Below are 17708 nucleotides of genomic sequence, written 5' to 3'. Positions count from 1 at the left end.
CTAGTCCTGCGTTGGTTTGTCGTGCCTGTTGTTATTGTTCTCGTTCGATCTTGCAATGGTCGCAGGAGCCAGAAGATGGGTCTCCAGCCGCGCTGTCCGGAAAGTCCAGCTTCGCCAGCCGCGCGGGTGCTGTTCAAAATCCCTGACGAGGTCGTATCGGATTGATAGCGCTTCGTTCCTCTTGTCGACCAAGTGGTCCGGCAGCATGCTGAGGTAAAGATCGAGCGCCGGAATGACGGAAGGGCCGAGCGAGGAGAGATAGGCAAGGTCGAGCGGCAGGCCTTCCTGGTTGATTTCCTGGCTATGGATGACATTGAAGCGGGCGATGAATGCCGGGAAATCGATGAAGGCACTGATATAGAGAACCGTCACGAGGGAGGCGAGGTTGGCGGCGATCAGCCACTGGTTGGATAGGTTGAGCAGAATGCGCAGCAGGATGAGCACCAGACCGATGGCGACGAGCCCCATCCAGAGACCGGCGGCGACACGCAGTTCCGTCAGCGAATAAGCTTCGACGTAAAGTCCAAGGCGCAGCATCGACGACAGGCAGAGAAGGACATTCTGGGCAATCCAGGCGTGGACAAGGCCGCGGATGAGCGGACTATAATCGCCGGGCCCGCCGCGCCGCATGGCAACGAGGACAAAGCCGGCGGCCAGAAGCGCCGTCGCAATCAGGGGATAGGCGCCGCGATGTGCATATTCAGCATGACTCATGTGATCCGGCAGATCCGCGCCCCCCCAGAGATAGACGAGATCGAGGAGCGTCTGCACCGCAAAGACGGCATTGAACAAGGCGAGCGACCGCAGCAGCGAGGCGTGGCCGAGCGGTGCATTCCTGGCGGGCACGATCATGAACGTCCTGCCGGCCTGCGACCGCGCAGCACGCCGCTTCAAGCGCGGCCGCAGCATCGCCCAAACCACGATGGCGGTCATCAGCCAGAAGCCGATCCGCCAAGGATCGAGGAACTGCAGCAGAACGCCGAAATCGATGCTCCGCAGCGCAATCTCGATAAGCGGGTTCGCAGCCGCAAAGAGAGACACGAAAACCGCTGCGAGAACAACAGGCATGATCCAAAGACCGATGCCCCGTCGAACGCTGACAAGGGAGAGGCGTCTGCCCGGCGTCGCAAGATATTTATTGATGCTCTCGACAAGTCGCAAAGGAATGACGAACGCGAACCGAAGAAATACCGGGGGCAGGGCTGCTAGCCGACGAGGCATCAGGTCGGCGCTGACGAGAGCGACCGACATCAGCCCACCGACGCAAAAGGCAAGGCCCGTGAGTGAGGGCGCTTCCAGCAGAGGCGCCGAAGCCAGGACCAGAAAGCCCACGAGAAGAGCCGCTGTCGAAGGCGATGGCGGCTTGTGCGCCGAGAACAGAATGCCGATGCAGACCGCAACAGCAAAGAGAAAAAGATTGATCCCGGGCGCGTGACCAAAGATCAGAAAGTCGGCAAGCGCCACCAGCGCAAGCAGCGCGGCGACCCGGCCGCTGCCGCGCCTGATGGGCATCGGTTGTGTCAGGATGTCGGCTGTGTCCATTGCTGCTCCTCTTGCGGATGCCGATTTTCAATCATGATGAGCGTATTTCCCAACCTTGCCTCGATAGGAACCTCGGTCAGCCACCACCCGTCCTTGCGCAGGCGATCCGGCAAGGTTGGCGATGTGAGGCGCGGCAGGGTGTCGTTTTTGCTCATGACGGGAAGATGCCCCGCCGGATTGCAGATTTTGTGCAGAGAGCGAGGAGCAATTCAGGAGATTGTCCGATCGGGAAGTCATGGAGGGTCGCTCCAGCTCGCAGCGGCCGTGACTGCGGGAATTCCCCGATCCCTCCGGAGCGCGACAACGAACGTCACCCGATCCGGTGATGTTTCTGCCGGTTCACGGGAATGGCAAGTCGAAATGAACTAAGGAAGCGGGGAATATCGCCGGTCGGCGAGCGAGGACCTCATCGGTATCGAGGCGCACGCCTGGCATTATGGAGCAACTCGCAGGCTGTCGCGAATGGTCCGAAGAGTTTGAGCAACAACGCTTGCTCCTCGACATCTATCCGATGGCGAGCGCAAAACTCGGTTACGGACCAGACTTTCGTCAGATCGTCCGTTTCGATTTGCTTGGGTTCGATGTGTTCGGTCAAGGGCGTGTCCTCCGAACATCGAGACTACGCCCGCCTCTCTTTTATAAGAACTAGCTAAAAAGGGTTATGTCTGCCACCCTTGCTCCAAGAGCGGAGCATGTACAAAAAAGCCCGCCGATTGCGCGGCGGGCGTCTTGTCTCACTGATCTATTGCTGCGGATCAAACACCGACGCTGTCGGGATGAGCGTCCGTGCCGGTGATGTTGAGCGTCACCAGGGCAGTGTCCGTGTGGCCTTCGCCGTCGGAGATCTTGTAGTAGCGAAGAACTTCCGTGTAGGTCTGACCATCGTTCAGATCGCTCGTCAGATCATAGGTGAACGAGCCGTCGGCCTTGACGTGGAACATGCCGTAGGTGCCCTGAACATCGGTTACGGCATCAGCCTTGGAGTCCACCTTCGTGCTCAGAAACTGACGGAGAAACAGCTTGCCGTTGTCGCCGGCAATGTCGTTGTCGAGAACGTTGCCGGCAATGGGGCTGCCTTCGGTGAAGCTGTAGGTATCGTCGACCGCGATCGGCTTTTGGGTAACGCCCTGTATGTTCAGCGTGAAAAGGCCAACATCGGTGTGACCGCTGCCGTCGGAGATCTTGTACGATACCTTCTCCTGGAGCAGTTCGCCGTTGGTGAAGCCAATCTTGGCAGCATCGCTCAGAACATAGGTATAGCTGCCGTCCGGCTTGACGAAGAACGTGCCGTACTCACCCTGAATTTCGGTGACCTGGCTCATGCCGCTCTTAGCACCAACGCTGGCACCGTCAAAGGCGCGCAGGAACAGGTGACCGTTGTCGGACGAATCGTTGGAAAGCAGATTTCCGGAAATTACGTCAGTTTCTTGAAATGTTGCACTATCATCAGTTGCGTGAATTGGGGAAGCCATTAGTTTCTCCTAAAATTGTATATTATCGGGCCAATTTGACCTTCGAGAGCGGCTTCTTTAACAACTTATTAATACTTCAAGTCAACGGGTTATTTAACGAAAGGTTAAGATTCACCTATAACGTGTGTCGCCGCTTCTTAAAACGACCATTACGTACGCCGTTTCAATCAAATTTGAAGCAATTTAGAACAATTTACACGCGGTAAACTTGAAGGAACTTCTGTGGCGACTGAGTTACGGCGGCGTTTTTCTGGTGCTGCTTTATGGTGCCCGCACACCATTGCAATCCCCGTCGCCGCCACCTATTTTTAGAGCCAAACCCGATCCCATCGGGCACTCAAGCAGTGCCGACTCGTCAAAGAACGTAAAGGATCGGCGGTGGGCGTCATCCGCCCGCTATGGGCAATCCCAGCAACAAACGATGAATCCGGCCGGGGCCGGCAGAGGATTTCTTTTTGAGCGACGAAACACAGCGACTGCGATTGCGGTCGTAGGCCGGCAAGCGCAAAAGGACGACATGTTCCCGAACTTGCCGGAGCCTCAAAGGCATTTCAACCTCTTTAGCCGCGCGAATACAGACGCCGATCGTCGCGCAGTTTGGCTGAAAGACGATCGACACATCATTCAACAAGGAGAATTCGACATGCAGGTACTCGTCAGAGACAACAATGTCGATCAGGCCCTCAGGGCCTTGAAGAAGAAAATGCAGCGCGAAGGGCTGTTCCGCGAAATGAAGGAACGGCGCGCGTATGAGAAACCGTCCGAACGCCGCGTCCGGGAAAAGGCGCAGGCGATCAGCCGGCAGCGAAAGGCTACACGCAAGAAGATGCAGCGCGAAGGGCTGCTGGTCGGGCGCAAGCGGACGGCCGCACGTTAGAATCATGCCCCGGTCTCAGCGGTTACATTTCCCGAAAGGATAGACAATGGACGAATTGAATAGCCTCACCATTTCGGAGGAACGTCTCGAGGATTGCCGCGATGTCGTGGAGCCGGATTTGCAGGAGCTGATCCAGCGCGCACTGACATCGGGCTTTTCACGAGAGGAAATCCTCATAGCAGTCAGCGAATTGGTCGCAGAAGATTTCGCGATGGTCATGGAAACCCCGAGCGTGCATTGAGGAACGAGTGGTGGCCATGATGGCACAGAAGGATCTCTTTGGCGGGGCTGACGACGGCTTTCCCGAGGGTTTCCAATATTCGCGGGATATTGTGCCCGCCGATCTGCAGCGCTCGATTCTCGAAGCAATACCTGTCCTGCCGTTCAAAGCCTTCGACTTCCATGGGTTCGAAGGCAAACGCGGAACCGTCTCCTTCGGCTGGAGATACGACTTCGAGAGCCAGCGCATGAGAAAAACAGAGGAAATACCGTCATGGCTGCTCCCCATTCGAGAGGTCGCCGCACACTTCGCGAATATTGTGCCGGAGGCGCTGGAACATGCTCTCGTGACGGAATACGCACCCGGCGCGCCGATCGGCTGGCACAAGGATAAATCCGTGTTCGGACGGGTCGTCGGCATCTCTCTGATTTCGTCCTGCACCTTCAGGCTGAGGCGCCGGAACGGCAATAAGTGGCAGCGGCAATCGCTCGTGCTTGAACCCGGCTCCGTCTATTTGTTGGCCGGCGCCTCAAGAACGCTCTGGGAGCATTCCATCCCGCCTGTCGATCAACTGCGTTATTCAATCACCTTCCGGGAATTAGCCGAATAGACCGCGGGAACATCGGCTCCAGCAGATGGTTACTCCGTCTTCACACGAATGGAGATGACGATGGCCGACCAGGATGACGCGACACGGGTATGGGAGTTGATCGACAGAATAGGGTTCTGCATGTTGACGACCCGCAACGGCGACAATCTGCGCGCCCGGCCGATGTCCGCCTATAGCGCGCAACTTGAAAACGCGGTCTATTTTCTAACTGATCTCGCTAGCCACAAGGACGATGAGGTCGCCCGTTGGCCGAACGTCTGCCTGGCCTTTGCCGACACCAAGGCACAGAAATATCTTTCCGTATCGGGCATGGACGAGGTGCAGAACGATCGCGAGAAGATCCGTGAATTGTGGGCCACTCCGGCAAAGGCCTGGTGGGACAATCCCGACGATCCCTCCATCCGCATCCTCAAGGTCACCCCGTCTTCGGCCGAATATTGGGACAGCCCCGGCATCATCATCAGCTATATCAAAATGGCGGCCGCAGCGGTCACAAACAGCAAACCGCATATGGGCGACAATGCCGAGGTCACGCTCTGAGACACAGGCGCGGAGGCCGAAGGCATGCCGCTCGCCAACCGACGTCAAGCCCGGTTGGCCGACGCCTTGACGAAATCGATGAATGCTCTGAGCGGCGCAGGCACCAGACGCCGGCCGGGATAATAGAGGAACGGCCCGGAAAAGCGTTGCCACCACGGCTCGAGGATAGGCTCAAGTGCGCCGCTGTCGAAATGCGGGCGCAGCCAATCTTCGAAAATGCAGACGATTCCTGTGCCCGCTATCGCCGCGTCGACGGAAAGATCGGTCGCCCCGCCGACCCTGACGATCAATGGGCCGGCCGGTTCGATCCGCACCACCTCGCCGCCCCGCTGATATTCCCATGGGGTCGTCAGCGCACCGCTGGCAAAACGGCCCAACAAGCAGGCATGATCGAGGAGCTCACTCGGATGTTGCGGCCGCCCGTGGCGGTCAAGATAAGCAGGCGATGCTGCAGTGGCAAAGCGCTGGTGGCGCGGACCAATCGGAATCGCGATCATATCCTGCTCCAGCCGCTCGTCATAACGGATGCCGGCATCACACCGGGCAGCGAGCACATCGACAAAGCTCTCCTCGGCGACGATCTCCACGCGAATGTCGGGATAGGCGGCGAGGAATGGCGGCACGATAGCGGGCAGCACCAGCCTCGCAGCGCTGACCGGAACATTGAGCCGCAGCGAACCAGCCGGCCTGTCGCGAAAACGGTTGACCACGTCGAGCGCGGCCTCCACCTCCGTCAAAGCAGGGCCGAGCCGCTCTAGCAGTCCCTTGCCCGCTTCGGTCGTAACGACGCTACGCGTCGTGCGATTGAAGAGCCTGACGTCGAGATCGGCCTCCAGGCGACGCACCGCTTCGCTCAAGAAGGAGGCGCTGCTGCCACTGGCACGCGCTGCCTCGCGAAAACCACCCGCCCGCGCCACTGCGACGAAGGCGTTGAGATCACTCAGGTCTGCTTTCACTGTTCGTCACTCCGCACAGCCTGTGCACATTGTACCCAATTATCATACGCGCCGCTACGGCGTAAGCTCGACCTCATCTCTTGAAAGGAGTGAAATCATGTCCATCATAGATCAGTCTGGCACATTCAATCTCGGCGACCACAAGGTGAGGCGACTTGGCTATGGGGCCATGCAGCTCGCCGGGCCCGGCGTGTTCGGCCCGCCCAGGGATCATGACGCCGCGCTTGCGGTGCTGCGCGAGGCGGTCGCAAGCGGTGTCAATCACATCGACACCAGCGATTTCTACGGTCCGCACATCACCAACCAGATCATCCGCGAAGCCCTCCACCCCTATCGCGATGATCTCGTCATCGTCACCAAGGTCGGCGCAAGGCGCGGCACGGACGGGTCCTGGATTCCGGCTTTCTCGCGCGATGAGCTGACCGAGGCCGTACAGGACAACCTCCGTAATCTCGGCCTTGACGTGCTTGACGTCGTCAACCTCAGGATTATGTTCGACGTGCATGGCCCGGCCGAAGGCTCTATAGAAGCACCCCTGACGGTGCTTGCCGATCTCCAGCGCCGGGGTCTCGTCCGCCACGTCGGCTTGAGCAACGCCACCTCGCGCCAGGTCGCCGAAGGCCGCGGGATCACCGAGATCGTCTGTGTGCAAAACCAGTACAATCTGGCGCATCGGAACGACGACCGATTGATCGACGATCTTGCCCGTCGGGGCACCGCCTATGTACCGTTCTTTCCGCTCGGCGGATTTACGCCGCTACAATCGTCCACGCTCTCCAATGTCGCCGCACGCCTGAGTGCCACGCCGATGCAGGTGGCGCTCGCGTGGCTGTTGCGCCGCGCACCCAATATCCTGTTGATCCCAGGCACGGCCTCGCTCGGCCATCTCAGGGAGAATCTCGCCGCCGCCGGATTGGCGCTGCCGGATGATGCCGTCGAGGAACTGAACCATATGGCTGACATCGCGGCCTGACGCCTGCCGGTGGTGCGATCGTTACGCCGTGTTCTCGCGCGGCGTGGCGATCTTGCCGGACGTGGTAGCGCAATCTGCAGGTCGGCCGCACCTTGTTGGCTGCGCCAACGGGCCGGTAAACGAGAGCATCAGGAAGGCTTCCGTGTCAGAAGCTCATAAGCCACCAAGGCTCCTGACATCGCCAGAAAAACCACGATTGCCAACGGATAATTGGCACTGGTGTTCGGATCGGTAAGCTTGGGAAGGCCGAGGACAGCGCCGGCCGCCAGAATCGCCGAGAGCACAATCTCCTGAACGATTAATCTCCAAAAACCCGTCATGACCAACCTCCTGTCATCTCCGTATTATCGGCCGATGGGACGCCCAGTCTTTATACTTCACGATGCAGCCGTTGGGAAACACGCATTGACCGCACGGTCCAGTGACCATGCGGTCTCGGTTTCAGCGCTTCGGCTGCCGACTTGTTGCGGCTATGCTTTCAATAGCGCTCCGGTACGTGCATTTCAGGCGGAACCGGCGCCCTGATGTAGTCGGCATGGCGGATACGATCCGGCAGCTGAATCTCAGGCTTCGGGACATCCTCATAGGGAATCTGGTCGAGAAGATGGGCGATGCAGTTCAGCCGCGCCCGCTTCTTGTCGACGGCCTGCACCACCCACCAGGGCGCCTCCTTGGTGTGTGTGCGAGCCAGCATTTCTTCCTTGGCCTTGGTATATTCCTCCCAGTGGATGCGGCTTTCCATGTCCATCGGCGAAAGCTTCCACTGCTTCAGCGGATCGTGGATGCGCATCTTGAAGCGGAATTCCTGTTCCTCGTCGGTGATCGAGAACCAGTATTTGATCAGGACGATGCCGGAACGCACGAGCATCCGTTCGAATTCGGGCACCGAGCGGAAGAACTCCTCGAGTTCGTCAGGGGTGCAGAACCCCATCACGCGCTCGACGCCGGCGCGGTTGTACCAGCTGCGGTCGAAGAGCACGATCTCGCCGGCGGTGGGAAGATGCGGGACATAACGCTGGAAATACCATTGATGGCGCTCCCGTTCGGTCGGCGCAGGCAGGGCCACCGTCCGGCAGACGCGCGGGTTGAGCCTTTGGGTCACGCGCTTGATCGCGCCGCCCTTGCCGGCCGAATCCCGGCCTTCGAAGAGCACGACCACTTTCAATTGCTTGTACTGGACCCAATCCTGCAGCCGCACCAGCTCATGCTGCAGCCGGAACAGCTCGCGGAAATAGATCCTTCGATCGAGCGTCTGCTCCGCCGGTTCGGTCATTCCTTCGACGACCAGATCGTCCAGCCGGTCTTCCTCCATCTGCATTTCCAGCTCCTCATCGAAGCTGTCGGCGATTTCGGCCTTTATCCGGCTGAGCTGGTCCTGATGTGTTTTAGACATGGGCTTTTCCTTCCTGCTCATCTGACAGGAGCATGTCACTGCAAACTTTGTGTGACGGTTGGATAACCCCAAGCTCGTTCACTTGTTCGCTTCTTTCGCCACTCCGCATGCAGGAGGCCTTTTCGACGCCGGTCGCACCGAGGCGAAGGCGTGTCTAGAGCAGTCCCGTCCTGTAGCGCTCGACAAGGTTCCGGCAAGCGCGGATCGTCAGCGCCATGACGGTGAGCGTCGTGCCGGCGATGCCGCTGCCCGGGAAGGCGCTGGCGTCGGTAACAATGACGTTCGCGGCATCCCAGAGCTGGTTGTAGGAATTGAGCACGGAAGCTTCCGGGCTTTCGCCCATGCGCGCGCCGCCGGTTTCATGGATTGCCGCGCCCATGCACATCGTCTTGCGGAACCATGTGCGGAACACGAAGCGGCTGAAGGCGTCGGCGTCGGGAAAGGCGCCCCTGCCCATCTCCCTGAGGCCGGTGGGCGAGCCGATGAATTCGAGATCGCCGCCGACCTCCCTGATTATGGCGATCAACGTCTCCTCCTGCCGGCGGAGCAGCCGCCGCTCCTCCTCCTGCATGACGCAGCGAATGTGCGGCACCGGAATGTTCCAGGCATCCTTTCGCTTGCCATCCAGGGTGATGCGATTGTCGGCATAGGGCAGCATACGACCGAAGCCGAAGAAGGCGAGACGCGCATCGGTCTCCTCTGAAACCGGCGCCCTGCCGATGCTGCCCTGATAGTCGAAATCGCCGCGGGCGGCGTCACCCTCGCCGAAACGCGGGATGAAGATCCCACCGGACGGATTGTAGAAGGGATCGACGGGAGCGGAATCGTCAACGACCCAACCCTTCGCCTTGGAAAAGGAGCCGAAAGCGAGGCATGGAAGCTGATCCATGAAATAGCGTCCGAGCGCGCCCGAGCTGTTTCCGAGCCCATCAGGATGTCTTGCCGATGCCGAGTTCAGCAGCAGGCGCACGCTCTCGATCGGCGAGGCGGAGAGCACCACCGTCGCGGCACGCGCTGTCGATACCTCTCCGCTATTGCGATCGACAAACTCCGCGCCGGTGGCGCGGCCGGTTTTTTCGTCCGTGGTGATGCGGCGAACGACGGCGTCGTAGCGGACCGTCAGCCGGCCGGTCGCCTTTGCGTCCCGCAGCGGTCGCGGCATGCGTTCGGCGTCCGGCGCGATATAACGCCAGGAGACGACGTGCCGTTCCGGCCAGCGGCTTTCCACAGCCTGCTTGAAGATCTGTTCTGCCGGCGTCAGGTTGGCCGGTTTCGCATAAAGGCCGTCCGGCAAGGTCGGCACATCGTCCTTGTTGCCGTAGAGCCCGAGATAGGCCTCCACCTCTTCGTAGAACGGCGTGAGCTCGTCATAGGAAACCGGCCAGTCCACGCCCTTTCCGGTGCGCGATCGGATTTTGAAATCATCGTCGGTCCAGCGCAGCAGCACGCGGCCGAAACTGTGCAGACGCCCGCCGCCCTGGCGGCCGCGGATCCAGAGAAAGGGCTCGCCCTTCGGCGTCGTATAAGGGTTCTTGCGATCGTTGACGAAGAAGTGGCTGAAGCGTTCGGTAAAGAAGGCCGCCCGCGCCTGGATCGGCTGGCCCTTCAGGGTGGCACGTGCGCGCTCCCAGATATTGATACTACTTGCCGGCGCCTTCTTGCGCGCCGGGTCGAAATCCTTCGGCTCGACGGCGGGGCCGGCCTCGAGCAGCAGCACCGACAGCCCCTGAGCCGTGAGTTCTTTGACGGCGAAGGAACCCGCCGCGCCGGAGCCGATCACCAGCGCATCATAAACGATCTCAGACATGTTTTTTTCAAATCCTGTCCTGGGCAATTCCTCAAAGCAGCGCAAAGCGCATCCGAAATTGCGGGAAAGCAAAGGGATGGCGCGTCAAAGCCGCGACCCATCGGCAGCGAAGAGCGACGCCTTGGTGATATCGAGACCTGGAGCCACGGCATCGCCGGGCTTGACGTCGACGTCGCCCATGAAACGAAGCGAAAGGCTTTGCTCCGCCCAGTCGAACCAGACGACGGCATCCGAACCCATCGGCTCGACGACGGAAACGCGGCCAGGAATGGTGGCCAGCCCGCTTGCCACACCGTCGAGCACAAGGTGCTCAGGGCGAAAGCCTAACGTAACAGGCCCTTCCGCCACGGCTGCCCGGAAGGCATAGCCGGAGAGATCGACGGCCAGCCCGCTGTTCCGGAAGAGGGGAGCCTCGCCGTCGTGCTCGATCCGGCCCTCGATGAAATTCATCGCCGGAGCACCGATGAAGCCGGCCACGAAGAGGTTGGCCGGACGGCGGTAGATCTCCGCCGGCGAGGCGAGCTGCTGGATCACGCCGTCACGCATGATGGCGATGCGGTCGGCAAGCGTCAGCGCCTCCACCTGATCGTGGGTCACATAGATCATGGTATTACCGAGGCTCTGATGCAGCTTCTTGATCTCGACGCGCAATTCGTTGCGCAGCTTGGCGTCGAGGTTCGAAAGCGGTTCGTCGAAGAGGAACACATCCACTTCGCGCACCAGTGCCCGGCCGATGGCGACACGCTGACGCTGGCCGCCGGATAGTTCGGCAGGGCGCCGGTCGAGCAATTTGTCGAGATGGAGAAGGGCAGCGGTCCGGGCGACGCGCGCCTCGATCTCTGGCTTCGGCAGACCGGCGACACGAAGGCCGAAAGAGAGATTCTTGCGCACCGACATGCGCGGATAGAGCGCGTAGGATTGGAAGACCATGCCGATGCCGCGGTCCTTCGGCTCTTCCCAGCTGACGTTCTTGCCTGAAATCCAGACCTCGCCCGCCGTAATGTCCTGCAGGCCGGCGATAGCGTTCAGGAGCGTGGACTTGCCGCAGCCGGAAGGGCCGAGCAGCACCAGGAACTCGCGAGGCGCGATATCGATTGACATCTTTTCGATCACCGTGTGGTCGCCATAGGCGATCTTCAGGTCTTTGACGGAGACGGCGGATTGCATCGAAGCCTTACCCCTTGACTGCACCGGCGGCGATGCCGCGCACGAACCAGCGGCCGGACAGGAAATAGATCGCGAGCGGAACGATGGCGGTCAGGATCGTCGCCGCCATGTTCACATTGTAGGTTCGCTCGCCCATCGTGGTGTTGACGATATTGTTGAGCTGCACGGTCATCGGCAGGTTGTCGCGCCCGGCGAAGACGAGACCGAGCAGGAAGTCGTTCCAGATGCCGGTGAACTGCAGCATGGAGACGACGACGACCATAGGCACGGCGATCGGCAGCATGATTTCGAAGAAGATGCGCCAGAAGCCGGCGCCGTCGACGCGCGCCGCCTTGCAGAGCTCCTCCGGCACGCTGACGAAATAGTTGCGGAAGAGCAGTGTCACCAGCGGCAGGCCGAAGATGACGTGGACGAGAATGATCCCGCTGAGTGAATTGTAGAGGCCGATATTCGCCATGGCGCGAACCATCGGATAGAGGAAGATCTGGTAGGGGATGAGACCGCCGGCCATTAACAAGCCAAAGAGCGCATTTGCCCCGCGCGGCCGCCAGAGCGACAGCGCATAGCCGTTGACGGCGCCGATGAAGACCGAGATCGCGACCGCGGGAACGGTGATCGCAACCGAATTCCAGAAGCCGCTGCGAATGCCGACACAGACGGTTCCCATGCAGGCGCCCGACCACGCGGTCACCCAGGCGGAGAAATCGAACCTTGCCGGCAGGGCGAAGATCTGCCCGAGCCGGATTTCGTCCATGCTCTTCAGCGAGGTGACGACCATCGTATAGAGTGGCAGAAGGAAGAAAAGTGCGGCGACGACCAGGAAGGTATAAAGGCCGATACGTCCCGCCGTGATCTGCGCCGGCTTCGGCCCGTTCGGGTGAGGCTGGTTCATCACGCCGCTCCCTTTGCCCGGTTGCGCATGTGCATCGCATAGCGGAACGGCGCGACCGCGATGATGACGCCGAGGACGAGCACCGTCGCGCCTGCCGTGGCAAGGCCGAGATTCTGGCGCCCGAAAAGATTGTCCATGATGAACTTCGCCGGCACTTCGGTGGCATTGCCGGGGCCGCCATTGGTCATGGCGACGACGATGTCGTAAGTCTTGATCACGCCCATGGCGAGCAGCATGCCGGCGGCGGCGAGGGCCGGTCCGAGCTGGGGCAGGATGATCGAGACATAGATGCGCCAGACGGGGATGCCGTCGATGCGCGCCGCTTTCCACTGCTCGGCCTCGATGCCGCGTATGCCGGCGAGCGCAATGACCATGACCAGCCCCGCGCCCTGCCATACGCCGGCGAGCACCAGCGCATAGATCGCCATGTCGCGATTGACCACCCAGTCGAGGACGAAACCTTCCCAGCCGAGCGAACGCACGCTCGCCTGGATGCCGAGCGTCGGATTGAGCATCCATTGCCAGATCAGCCCCGTCACCACGAAGGACATGGCGTAGGGATAGAGAAAGATTGTCCTGAAGGCGCTTTCGAAGCGGATCTTGCGGTCGAGTGCGGCGGCCAGCAGAAAGCCGAGCACCAGACAGCCCGCGACGTAGAGTACGCCGAAGATCAAGACGTTTTGCAGTGAGGCCAGCCATTTGGCCGAGGCGAAGAGCTTCGAATATTGCGCGAAGCCGACATAGGTCGAAGACGGAAAGAGCGTGGAATTGGTGAAGGACAGCCTTATCGACCAAGCCATGGTGCCGATGAAGACCACGACCGCGGCAAACCATGTCGGCAAGAGGGCGATGGTCGCGGAAAAATTGCGCTTGCGTTTGACGGACATCGGCCAGCTCGTTGACGGATGGAAAGCGGAACACGCGCCGCCGCGGAGCACGCAGCGCGGAAGCCGTGGCGCCGGAGGCAGTCCGACGCCACGGACACGATCCTACTCGAAGATGGCGAAGAAATTCTCGGCCGCAGCCGCCGCGTCGTTCGAGCCGCCGCTCCAGTATTCGTCGACGAAATCATCGAGCGCGCCGACCTGCTGTGGTGTGAGCACGATCGCCTGATCGGGCACAATCGCGCCGGCGCTCATCAGCTCGACGCCCTTCTGCGCGCAGACGTCGAGTTTAGACTTGTCGACGTCGGAGCGCATCGGGATAGAGCCCTTCTTACGGGCGAATTCGACCTGGACGGTCGGGTCCATGACGACCTCGGCGAGAAGTTTCTGCGCCTTGTCGGTCTGGGCATTGCCGGTCTTGGGGAACCAGAGGGAGTCGGCGATATAGACCATGCCCTTGGATTCGGGAGCGATCATGCAGCCATAATCCTTGCCAGGCTCTTTGCCGGCAACGGTGAATTCGCCCTTGGCCCAATCGCCCATGAACTGCACGCCGGCTTTGGCGGTGATCAGCATGGCGGTCGCATCGTTCCAGTTGCGGCCCGCCGCACCCGCGTCGACATAACCGCGCAGCTTGCCGAGGATTTCGAGAGTCTTCTTTACGCCGTCGACGGATGCCTCGCTCTTGTCCTTGTCTGCATAGATCTTCAGAAAGCCGTCGCTCCCCACCTGCGAGAGCAGGATCATGTTGAAGACCTTGGTCTGCTGCCAGGGCTGGCCGCCCCAGGCGATCGGGATAAGGCCGGCGGCCTTCAGCTTGTCGAGATCAGCGAAAAACTCGTCCCAGCTCTTCGGTTCCTGCGCAATACTGGCCTTGTCGAAGGCCTCCTTGGAATAAAAGACCCAGCTTTCGCCATGGGCTCCGGTCGGAGCGAGATAGACCTTGCCATCATAGGAAATGAGATCGCTGATCGATTTCGGCAAGACGTCGGCCCATTTGCCGGCGGCAGCAACGTCGTCGATCGGGTTGAAAAGACCATGGCTGACGAAATCGGCGGCAGCAAGACCGATGACGCCCTGTTTGGCGCCGGGCGCGTCGCCGGCGACGATGCGGTTCTGGAAGGCGGCATCGGCAGCGCCGAAGCCGGCAATGGAGGAATCCTTCCAGATGCCGCCGCGCTTTTCGAATTCCGTCTTGATGACGTTCAAGGCCGCGGCTTCGCCGCCCGACGTCCAGGACGACATGATCTCGATCGTCGGTTTGTCCTCGGCATGCGCCGCGGCGAAGAGACCGGCGACAGCCACGCCGGCAAGAAAAAGCTTCATCATGGTCTTCATTGTTCCACCTCTTGAAAATGCCCTCTTGGCGGGGCGTTTATCGTCTTCGGAATTGATATCAGCGGTAGATCGGCAGGAGCGCCTGCCGGACGAGCGTGAGCCCGTTGGCGATGTCGCGGACGGGATCGGGCGCGGCATCGAGTTCGAGGATCGCCCAGCCTTCATAGGCCCGGTCACGCAGCAACCGGATCCAGGCCGGCCAGTCCACCCGCCCGAGGCCGAAGCCGCAGAAATAGGGCTGGTGGCGTTCATGGATGTGCTTGTCGATCGGGGTATCGGCTGGCATAGGGCCGACCGCATCCTTCCAGTGGGCGATGATCATGCGCTCGTGATGACGGTCAACCAACTGGACGGGGTCGGAGCCGGCAACGATGATGTGGGCCGTGTCCGGGCACATATGCACATAGGCTGGATCGGTCAGCAGCATCATCAGATCGACGTCGCGCGCGGCGGCAAAGATCGAGTGAGCCTCCGTGTGCAGCGCGAGCCGGACGCCTGCGGCATGGAGGGTCGCGCCGAGCCGGTTGAGGAAATCGGCAATCGTCTTGGCGCGATCGAAATCGTGGAACTGCACCGGCTGGGCGCCGAGGGTTTGGCGTAACGGGGCTCCTATCACCATGATGTCGCTGCCGCAGGCTTTCAGGAAATCGGCATATCGTTCCGCCTTGTCGATCAGCGCGCGCTGGGCTTCAGCGTCGGTAAAGTCTCCCGCTGCCTCGAGCTCTGCGAAGAAGCCGCTGCAAAGCGTCAGCCCGCGCCTTGCCAGTTCGGCGGCAAAGCCATCGATCGAACCGTAGGTCTTGATCGCGTCCTGCCAGTTGAAGGGAGAAAAGGTCAACTCGACACCGGTGACGCCGGAAGCTTGGACGCTGTCGAGGATCATGTCCCAGAAGGCGCGCGGCGCGGCGCGTGCATGGTCGACGATCGCATCATGGCTGCCGACGCCCCAGAAGCCGGGATGGAAGAATGTCACGAGATCGACGCCGAAACGCAGCCTGTCGCCAGCCATAACCTATCCATTTCTCAAGGCATGACCTACCGCGTGCGGAACGAGAGTTCCACATCCAAGAAGCCATGGATTTCAATGCATTAAGGAATGGCAATCGTTTGCCATACCCAGATGATAACCAAGCTGGTTTTTTAAGCAAGCGATTTTTGGCAAACGTTTGCTATAAACCGCCACCTGCCTTAGAGTTGCAAATCGAAGCATCCGGGAGCGGAACTAAAGGTGAATAAAAACAAAGGCGTGGCGGGAGAAGAGCCGTCTGGCGCGTTGATGGCTGACGTTGCGCGGCTCGCCGGCGTCGCGATATCGACGGTCAGCCGGGCGCTTGCCAATCCCGGACGGGTCAACGAGAAGACCCGCGCCAAGATCAATGCGGCCGCCAGGCAACTCGGCTACACGCCGAACGCAATGGCGCGCGGCCTCAGGGTCGGAAAATCCAATACCATTATGATCATTTTGCCGGGTTCGCCTTATTATGGCGCCTCGCAGATCATCCCGCAGGTCCTGCAAAGCATCAATAAATCCCTGATCCAGAGGGGGTATAACTTGATGATCGCCAATCTCGATCGCGAGGAAGCTTCCGAACGGCACATACTTGATCTTGCCTTCAGCGGCACGGTTCGGGGAGCCATTATCTTCTCGTCGAAACTTCCGGAGATCGAAGGGCGTTCGCCTGCGGGGGCAGGCCTGCCGATCGTCTCGATGTTGTTCGACATGAGTGATGCCGGTTTGCCGAGCGTCGTCACCAACGACCGGGAGGCGATCCGTGACGCGACGATGGAATTGATCCGTTCGGGTCATCGGCGCTTCCTCTATATAGCCGGCCCCGAGGGAAACTACCACGACGTCGAGCGCTACGCCGGGGTCCTTGAGGCTCTACGCGCAGGGGGACTTTCCGAGGAAGCCGTGTCGAGATCTGGCGGCGACCTCGAATACCAGCATGGCTTCGAGATCGGCATTCGCGCCGCCGACGATTTCATGAAGCTCGCCGTCAGGCCGACGGCTGTCATCGCAACGAGCGATGACATGGCAATCTCGTTCATGAGCATCATTCAACGCGCAGGCCTTGTTATTCCAGAGCACGTGTCCGTCGTTTCCTTCGACGGCTCCCCGGTCTGCGAATTCTGTTCGCCGCCGCTCTCGACGATCAAACAGCCCGTGGAAGAGATGGGACGCGCGGCCGTGGAACTTCTGCTCGGCGCCATCAGCCAGACGCAGAATGCGGCAACGACGCGCACCGTCATCCGCAGCCAGCTTATCCTGCGGGAGAGCATTGCCCCTGCGAGGGATTGACGGTGGCGGAACCAACCACACCAGAAGCACATGACCGTAAGAATAAGCGCTGCGCGATGGGTAAATTCATTCATAGACATATACCGCAGGGAAGCCTAAGTTAGCGCCAGGTATTACCTGTAGCTAAGGAAAGCCTTATGGCATCGCCAACCTCGCTCAAGCTCGATGACGAGCTGAAGGGCCGCGTCCAACAACTGGCCGAGGCGCGCCGCCGATCGTCCCACTGGATCATGCGTGAAGCCATTGCGCAATATGTCGAGCGCGAGGAGAAGCGCGAGGCGCTGCGGCAGGAGACGCTTGAGGCCTGGAATGAATTTGAAGCGACGGGACTGCATGTCACCGGCGCCGAGGTCGAAAAATGGCTTTCGACATGGGGAACTGACGACGAGTTGTCCGCACCCGAATGCCACAAGTGATCTTCTCCCCGGCCGCAATCCGCGATCTTGAGCGGCTTCGGGAATTCTTGCGACCGAAAAACCCGTCAGTCGCCAAGCGGGCAGGCGAAACTATTCTCAAAGGCGTGAGCGTCCTCGGTGCGCATCCCCATATAGGACGCCTCATCGAGGATATGCCCGAGCAATACCGGGAATGGCTCATCGATTTCAGAGATAGCGGGTACGTCGCTCGTTATCGTATGGATGGCGACATTTTGACGATCCTCGCCGTGCGGCATCAGAAGGAAGCCGGGTTCTGACCAGGATTTCGAGGGTCCCGCACCTGTCGGTTGGGGAATTCGCA

At 60.3% G+C, this 17708-nt stretch carries 21 protein-coding genes; 8 read left to right on the top strand and 13 right to left on the bottom strand.

Annotation, left to right across the window (positions count from 1 at the left end; genetic code table 11):
* The 4 genes from AMK02_RS23155 to AMK02_RS23145 all read right to left on the bottom strand — a co-directional run bounded on the left by AMK02_RS23155 (position 1) and on the right by AMK02_RS23145 (position 3014).
* Positions 1–1542, bottom strand: a complete 1542-nt coding sequence (locus AMK02_RS23155) for a DUF4153 domain-containing protein (protein ID WP_064807127.1) — start codon at positions 1540–1542, stop codon at positions 1–3.
* Entirely contained in the window at positions 1521–1697 is a 177-nt protein-coding gene (locus tag AMK02_RS31855; RefSeq protein WP_189637031.1) for a hypothetical protein, read from the bottom strand. Before AMK02_RS31855 ends, AMK02_RS23155 begins: the two co-directional genes overlap by 22 nt.
* Positions 1698–1948: 251 nt before the next feature.
* Positions 1949–2137, bottom strand: a complete 189-nt coding sequence (locus AMK02_RS23150) for a hypothetical protein (RefSeq protein WP_020922905.1) — start codon at positions 2135–2137, stop codon at positions 1949–1951.
* Between the two features lie 160 nt (positions 2138–2297).
* The gene (locus tag AMK02_RS23145) at positions 2298–3014 is read right to left on the bottom strand and encodes an Ig-like domain-containing protein (RefSeq protein WP_064807121.1); all 717 of its coding nucleotides are present in this window, start codon (positions 3012–3014) and stop codon (positions 2298–2300) included.
* A gap of 643 nt (positions 3015–3657) precedes the next feature.
* Between AMK02_RS23145 and rpsU the strand changes: the two genes are divergently transcribed.
* Genes rpsU through AMK02_RS23125 form a run of 4 tightly spaced genes read left to right on the top strand, consistent with a single transcriptional unit; the run spans position 3658 to position 5261 of the window.
* Positions 3658–3891, top strand: coding sequence for a 30S ribosomal protein S21 (gene rpsU / locus AMK02_RS23140; RefSeq protein ID WP_064807120.1), 234 nt, complete (start codon positions 3658–3660; stop codon positions 3889–3891).
* Positions 3892–3937: 46 nt separating this feature from the next.
* Positions 3938–4132: a hypothetical protein gene (locus AMK02_RS23135; protein ID WP_064807118.1), complete on the top strand. Its 195-nt coding sequence runs from the start codon at positions 3938–3940 to the stop codon at positions 4130–4132.
* A gap of 19 nt (positions 4133–4151) precedes the next feature.
* Positions 4152–4721, top strand: coding sequence for an alpha-ketoglutarate-dependent dioxygenase AlkB (locus AMK02_RS23130; protein WP_082929714.1), 570 nt, complete (start codon positions 4152–4154; stop codon positions 4719–4721).
* 60 nt (positions 4722–4781) lie between these two features.
* Positions 4782–5261: a pyridoxamine 5'-phosphate oxidase family protein gene (locus tag AMK02_RS23125; RefSeq protein ID WP_064807115.1), complete on the top strand. Its 480-nt coding sequence runs from the start codon at positions 4782–4784 to the stop codon at positions 5259–5261.
* Positions 5262–5305: 44 nt separating this feature from the next.
* On the opposite strand, the gene AMK02_RS23120 is transcribed toward AMK02_RS23125, so the two are convergent.
* Positions 5306–6217, bottom strand: a complete 912-nt coding sequence (locus AMK02_RS23120) for a LysR family transcriptional regulator (RefSeq protein WP_064807114.1) — start codon at positions 6215–6217, stop codon at positions 5306–5308.
* Between the two features lie 97 nt (positions 6218–6314).
* Between AMK02_RS23120 and AMK02_RS23115 the strand changes: the two genes are divergently transcribed.
* The gene (locus tag AMK02_RS23115; protein WP_064807112.1) at positions 6315–7190 is read left to right on the top strand and encodes an aldo/keto reductase family oxidoreductase; all 876 of its coding nucleotides are present in this window, start codon (positions 6315–6317) and stop codon (positions 7188–7190) included.
* Positions 7191–7318: 128 nt separating this feature from the next.
* Here the strand turns inward: AMK02_RS23115 and AMK02_RS23110 are convergent, their stop codons facing one another.
* From AMK02_RS23110 to AMK02_RS23075, 8 genes are all read right to left on the bottom strand, one after another.
* Entirely contained in the window at positions 7319–7510 is a 192-nt protein-coding gene (locus AMK02_RS23110) for a hypothetical protein (protein ID WP_020922900.1), read from the bottom strand.
* Between the two features lie 158 nt (positions 7511–7668).
* Entirely contained in the window at positions 7669–8583 is a 915-nt protein-coding gene (gene ppk2 / locus AMK02_RS23105; RefSeq protein WP_064807110.1) for a polyphosphate kinase 2, read from the bottom strand.
* Between the two features lie 154 nt (positions 8584–8737).
* Positions 8738–10390, bottom strand: coding sequence for a GMC oxidoreductase (locus AMK02_RS23100; RefSeq protein WP_064807109.1), 1653 nt, complete (start codon positions 10388–10390; stop codon positions 8738–8740).
* A gap of 84 nt (positions 10391–10474) precedes the next feature.
* A complete protein-coding gene (locus AMK02_RS23095; protein WP_064807107.1) occupies positions 10475–11557 on the bottom strand; it encodes an ABC transporter ATP-binding protein in 1083 nt (360 codons plus the stop codon).
* Between the two features lie 7 nt (positions 11558–11564).
* Entirely contained in the window at positions 11565–12449 is an 885-nt protein-coding gene (locus tag AMK02_RS23090) for a carbohydrate ABC transporter permease (RefSeq protein ID WP_064807106.1), read from the bottom strand.
* Positions 12449–13336: a carbohydrate ABC transporter permease gene (locus AMK02_RS23085; protein WP_064807104.1), complete on the bottom strand. Its 888-nt coding sequence runs from the start codon at positions 13334–13336 to the stop codon at positions 12449–12451. The genes AMK02_RS23090 and AMK02_RS23085 overlap by 1 nt, the downstream gene beginning before the upstream one ends.
* A 102-nt stretch (positions 13337–13438) precedes the next feature.
* A complete protein-coding gene (locus tag AMK02_RS23080; RefSeq protein ID WP_064807102.1) occupies positions 13439–14671 on the bottom strand; it encodes an ABC transporter substrate-binding protein in 1233 nt (410 codons plus the stop codon).
* A gap of 58 nt (positions 14672–14729) precedes the next feature.
* Positions 14730–15680, bottom strand: coding sequence for a sugar phosphate isomerase/epimerase family protein (locus AMK02_RS23075; RefSeq protein ID WP_064807101.1), 951 nt, complete (start codon positions 15678–15680; stop codon positions 14730–14732).
* A 219-nt stretch (positions 15681–15899) separates the two neighbouring features.
* On the opposite strand from AMK02_RS23075, the gene AMK02_RS23070 reads away from it, so the two are divergent.
* The 3 genes from AMK02_RS23070 to AMK02_RS23060 all read left to right on the top strand — a co-directional run bounded on the left by AMK02_RS23070 (position 15900) and on the right by AMK02_RS23060 (position 17664).
* Positions 15900–16970, top strand: a complete 1071-nt coding sequence (locus AMK02_RS23070) for a LacI family DNA-binding transcriptional regulator (RefSeq protein WP_064807099.1) — start codon at positions 15900–15902, stop codon at positions 16968–16970.
* 137 nt (positions 16971–17107) lie between these two features.
* Positions 17108–17386 (top strand): CopG family ribbon-helix-helix protein, encoded by a 279-nt coding sequence (locus AMK02_RS23065; RefSeq protein WP_064807097.1) that lies wholly within the window; start codon positions 17108–17110, stop codon positions 17384–17386.
* Entirely contained in the window at positions 17374–17664 is a 291-nt protein-coding gene (locus tag AMK02_RS23060; protein ID WP_064807096.1) for a type II toxin-antitoxin system RelE/ParE family toxin, read from the top strand. The genes AMK02_RS23065 and AMK02_RS23060 overlap by 13 nt, the downstream gene beginning before the upstream one ends.
* Positions 17665–17708: the final 44 nt, after the last annotated feature.

The sequence above is a fragment of the Rhizobium sp. N731 genome, assembly GCF_001664145.1.
GTDB classification, from domain to species: domain Bacteria; phylum Pseudomonadota; class Alphaproteobacteria; order Rhizobiales; family Rhizobiaceae; genus Rhizobium; species Rhizobium esperanzae.
This window is presented reverse-complemented; position numbering and strand designations above follow the sequence as displayed.

Excerpts from the sequence above, each read along its gene's own strand:
- AMK02_RS23155 (WP_064807127.1), bottom strand. The coding sequence starts at position 1,542 with ATGGACACAGCCGACATCCTGACACAACCGATGCCCATCAGGCGCGGC.
- AMK02_RS31855 (WP_189637031.1), bottom strand. The coding sequence starts at position 1,697 with ATGAGCAAAAACGACACCCTGCCGCGCCTCACATCGCCAACCTTGCCG.
- AMK02_RS23145 (WP_064807121.1), bottom strand. The coding sequence starts at position 3,014 with ATGGCTTCCCCAATTCACGCAACTGATGATAGTGCAACATTTCAAGAA.
- rpsU (WP_064807120.1), top strand. The coding sequence starts at position 3,658 with ATGCAGGTACTCGTCAGAGACAACAATGTCGATCAGGCCCTCAGGGCC.
- AMK02_RS23135 (WP_064807118.1), top strand. The coding sequence starts at position 3,938 with ATGGACGAATTGAATAGCCTCACCATTTCGGAGGAACGTCTCGAGGAT.
- AMK02_RS23130 (WP_082929714.1), top strand. The coding sequence starts at position 4,152 with ATGGCACAGAAGGATCTCTTTGGCGGGGCTGACGACGGCTTTCCCGAG.
- AMK02_RS23125 (WP_064807115.1), top strand. The coding sequence starts at position 4,782 with ATGGCCGACCAGGATGACGCGACACGGGTATGGGAGTTGATCGACAGA.
- AMK02_RS23115 (WP_064807112.1), top strand. The coding sequence starts at position 6,315 with ATGTCCATCATAGATCAGTCTGGCACATTCAATCTCGGCGACCACAAG.
- AMK02_RS23110 (WP_020922900.1), bottom strand. The coding sequence starts at position 7,510 with ATGACGGGTTTTTGGAGATTAATCGTTCAGGAGATTGTGCTCTCGGCG.
- ppk2 (WP_064807110.1), bottom strand. The coding sequence starts at position 8,583 with ATGTCTAAAACACATCAGGACCAGCTCAGCCGGATAAAGGCCGAAATC.
- AMK02_RS23100 (WP_064807109.1), bottom strand. The coding sequence starts at position 10,390 with ATGTCTGAGATCGTTTATGATGCGCTGGTGATCGGCTCCGGCGCGGCG.
- AMK02_RS23095 (WP_064807107.1), bottom strand. The coding sequence starts at position 11,557 with ATGCAATCCGCCGTCTCCGTCAAAGACCTGAAGATCGCCTATGGCGAC.
- AMK02_RS23090 (WP_064807106.1), bottom strand. The coding sequence starts at position 12,449 with ATGAACCAGCCTCACCCGAACGGGCCGAAGCCGGCGCAGATCACGGCG.
- AMK02_RS23085 (WP_064807104.1), bottom strand. The coding sequence starts at position 13,336 with ATGTCCGTCAAACGCAAGCGCAATTTTTCCGCGACCATCGCCCTCTTG.
- AMK02_RS23080 (WP_064807102.1), bottom strand. The coding sequence starts at position 14,671 with ATGAAGACCATGATGAAGCTTTTTCTTGCCGGCGTGGCTGTCGCCGGT.
- AMK02_RS23075 (WP_064807101.1), bottom strand. The coding sequence starts at position 15,680 with ATGGCTGGCGACAGGCTGCGTTTCGGCGTCGATCTCGTGACATTCTTC.
- AMK02_RS23065 (WP_064807097.1), top strand. The coding sequence starts at position 17,108 with ATGGCATCGCCAACCTCGCTCAAGCTCGATGACGAGCTGAAGGGCCGC.
- AMK02_RS23060 (WP_064807096.1), top strand. The coding sequence starts at position 17,374 with ATGCCACAAGTGATCTTCTCCCCGGCCGCAATCCGCGATCTTGAGCGG.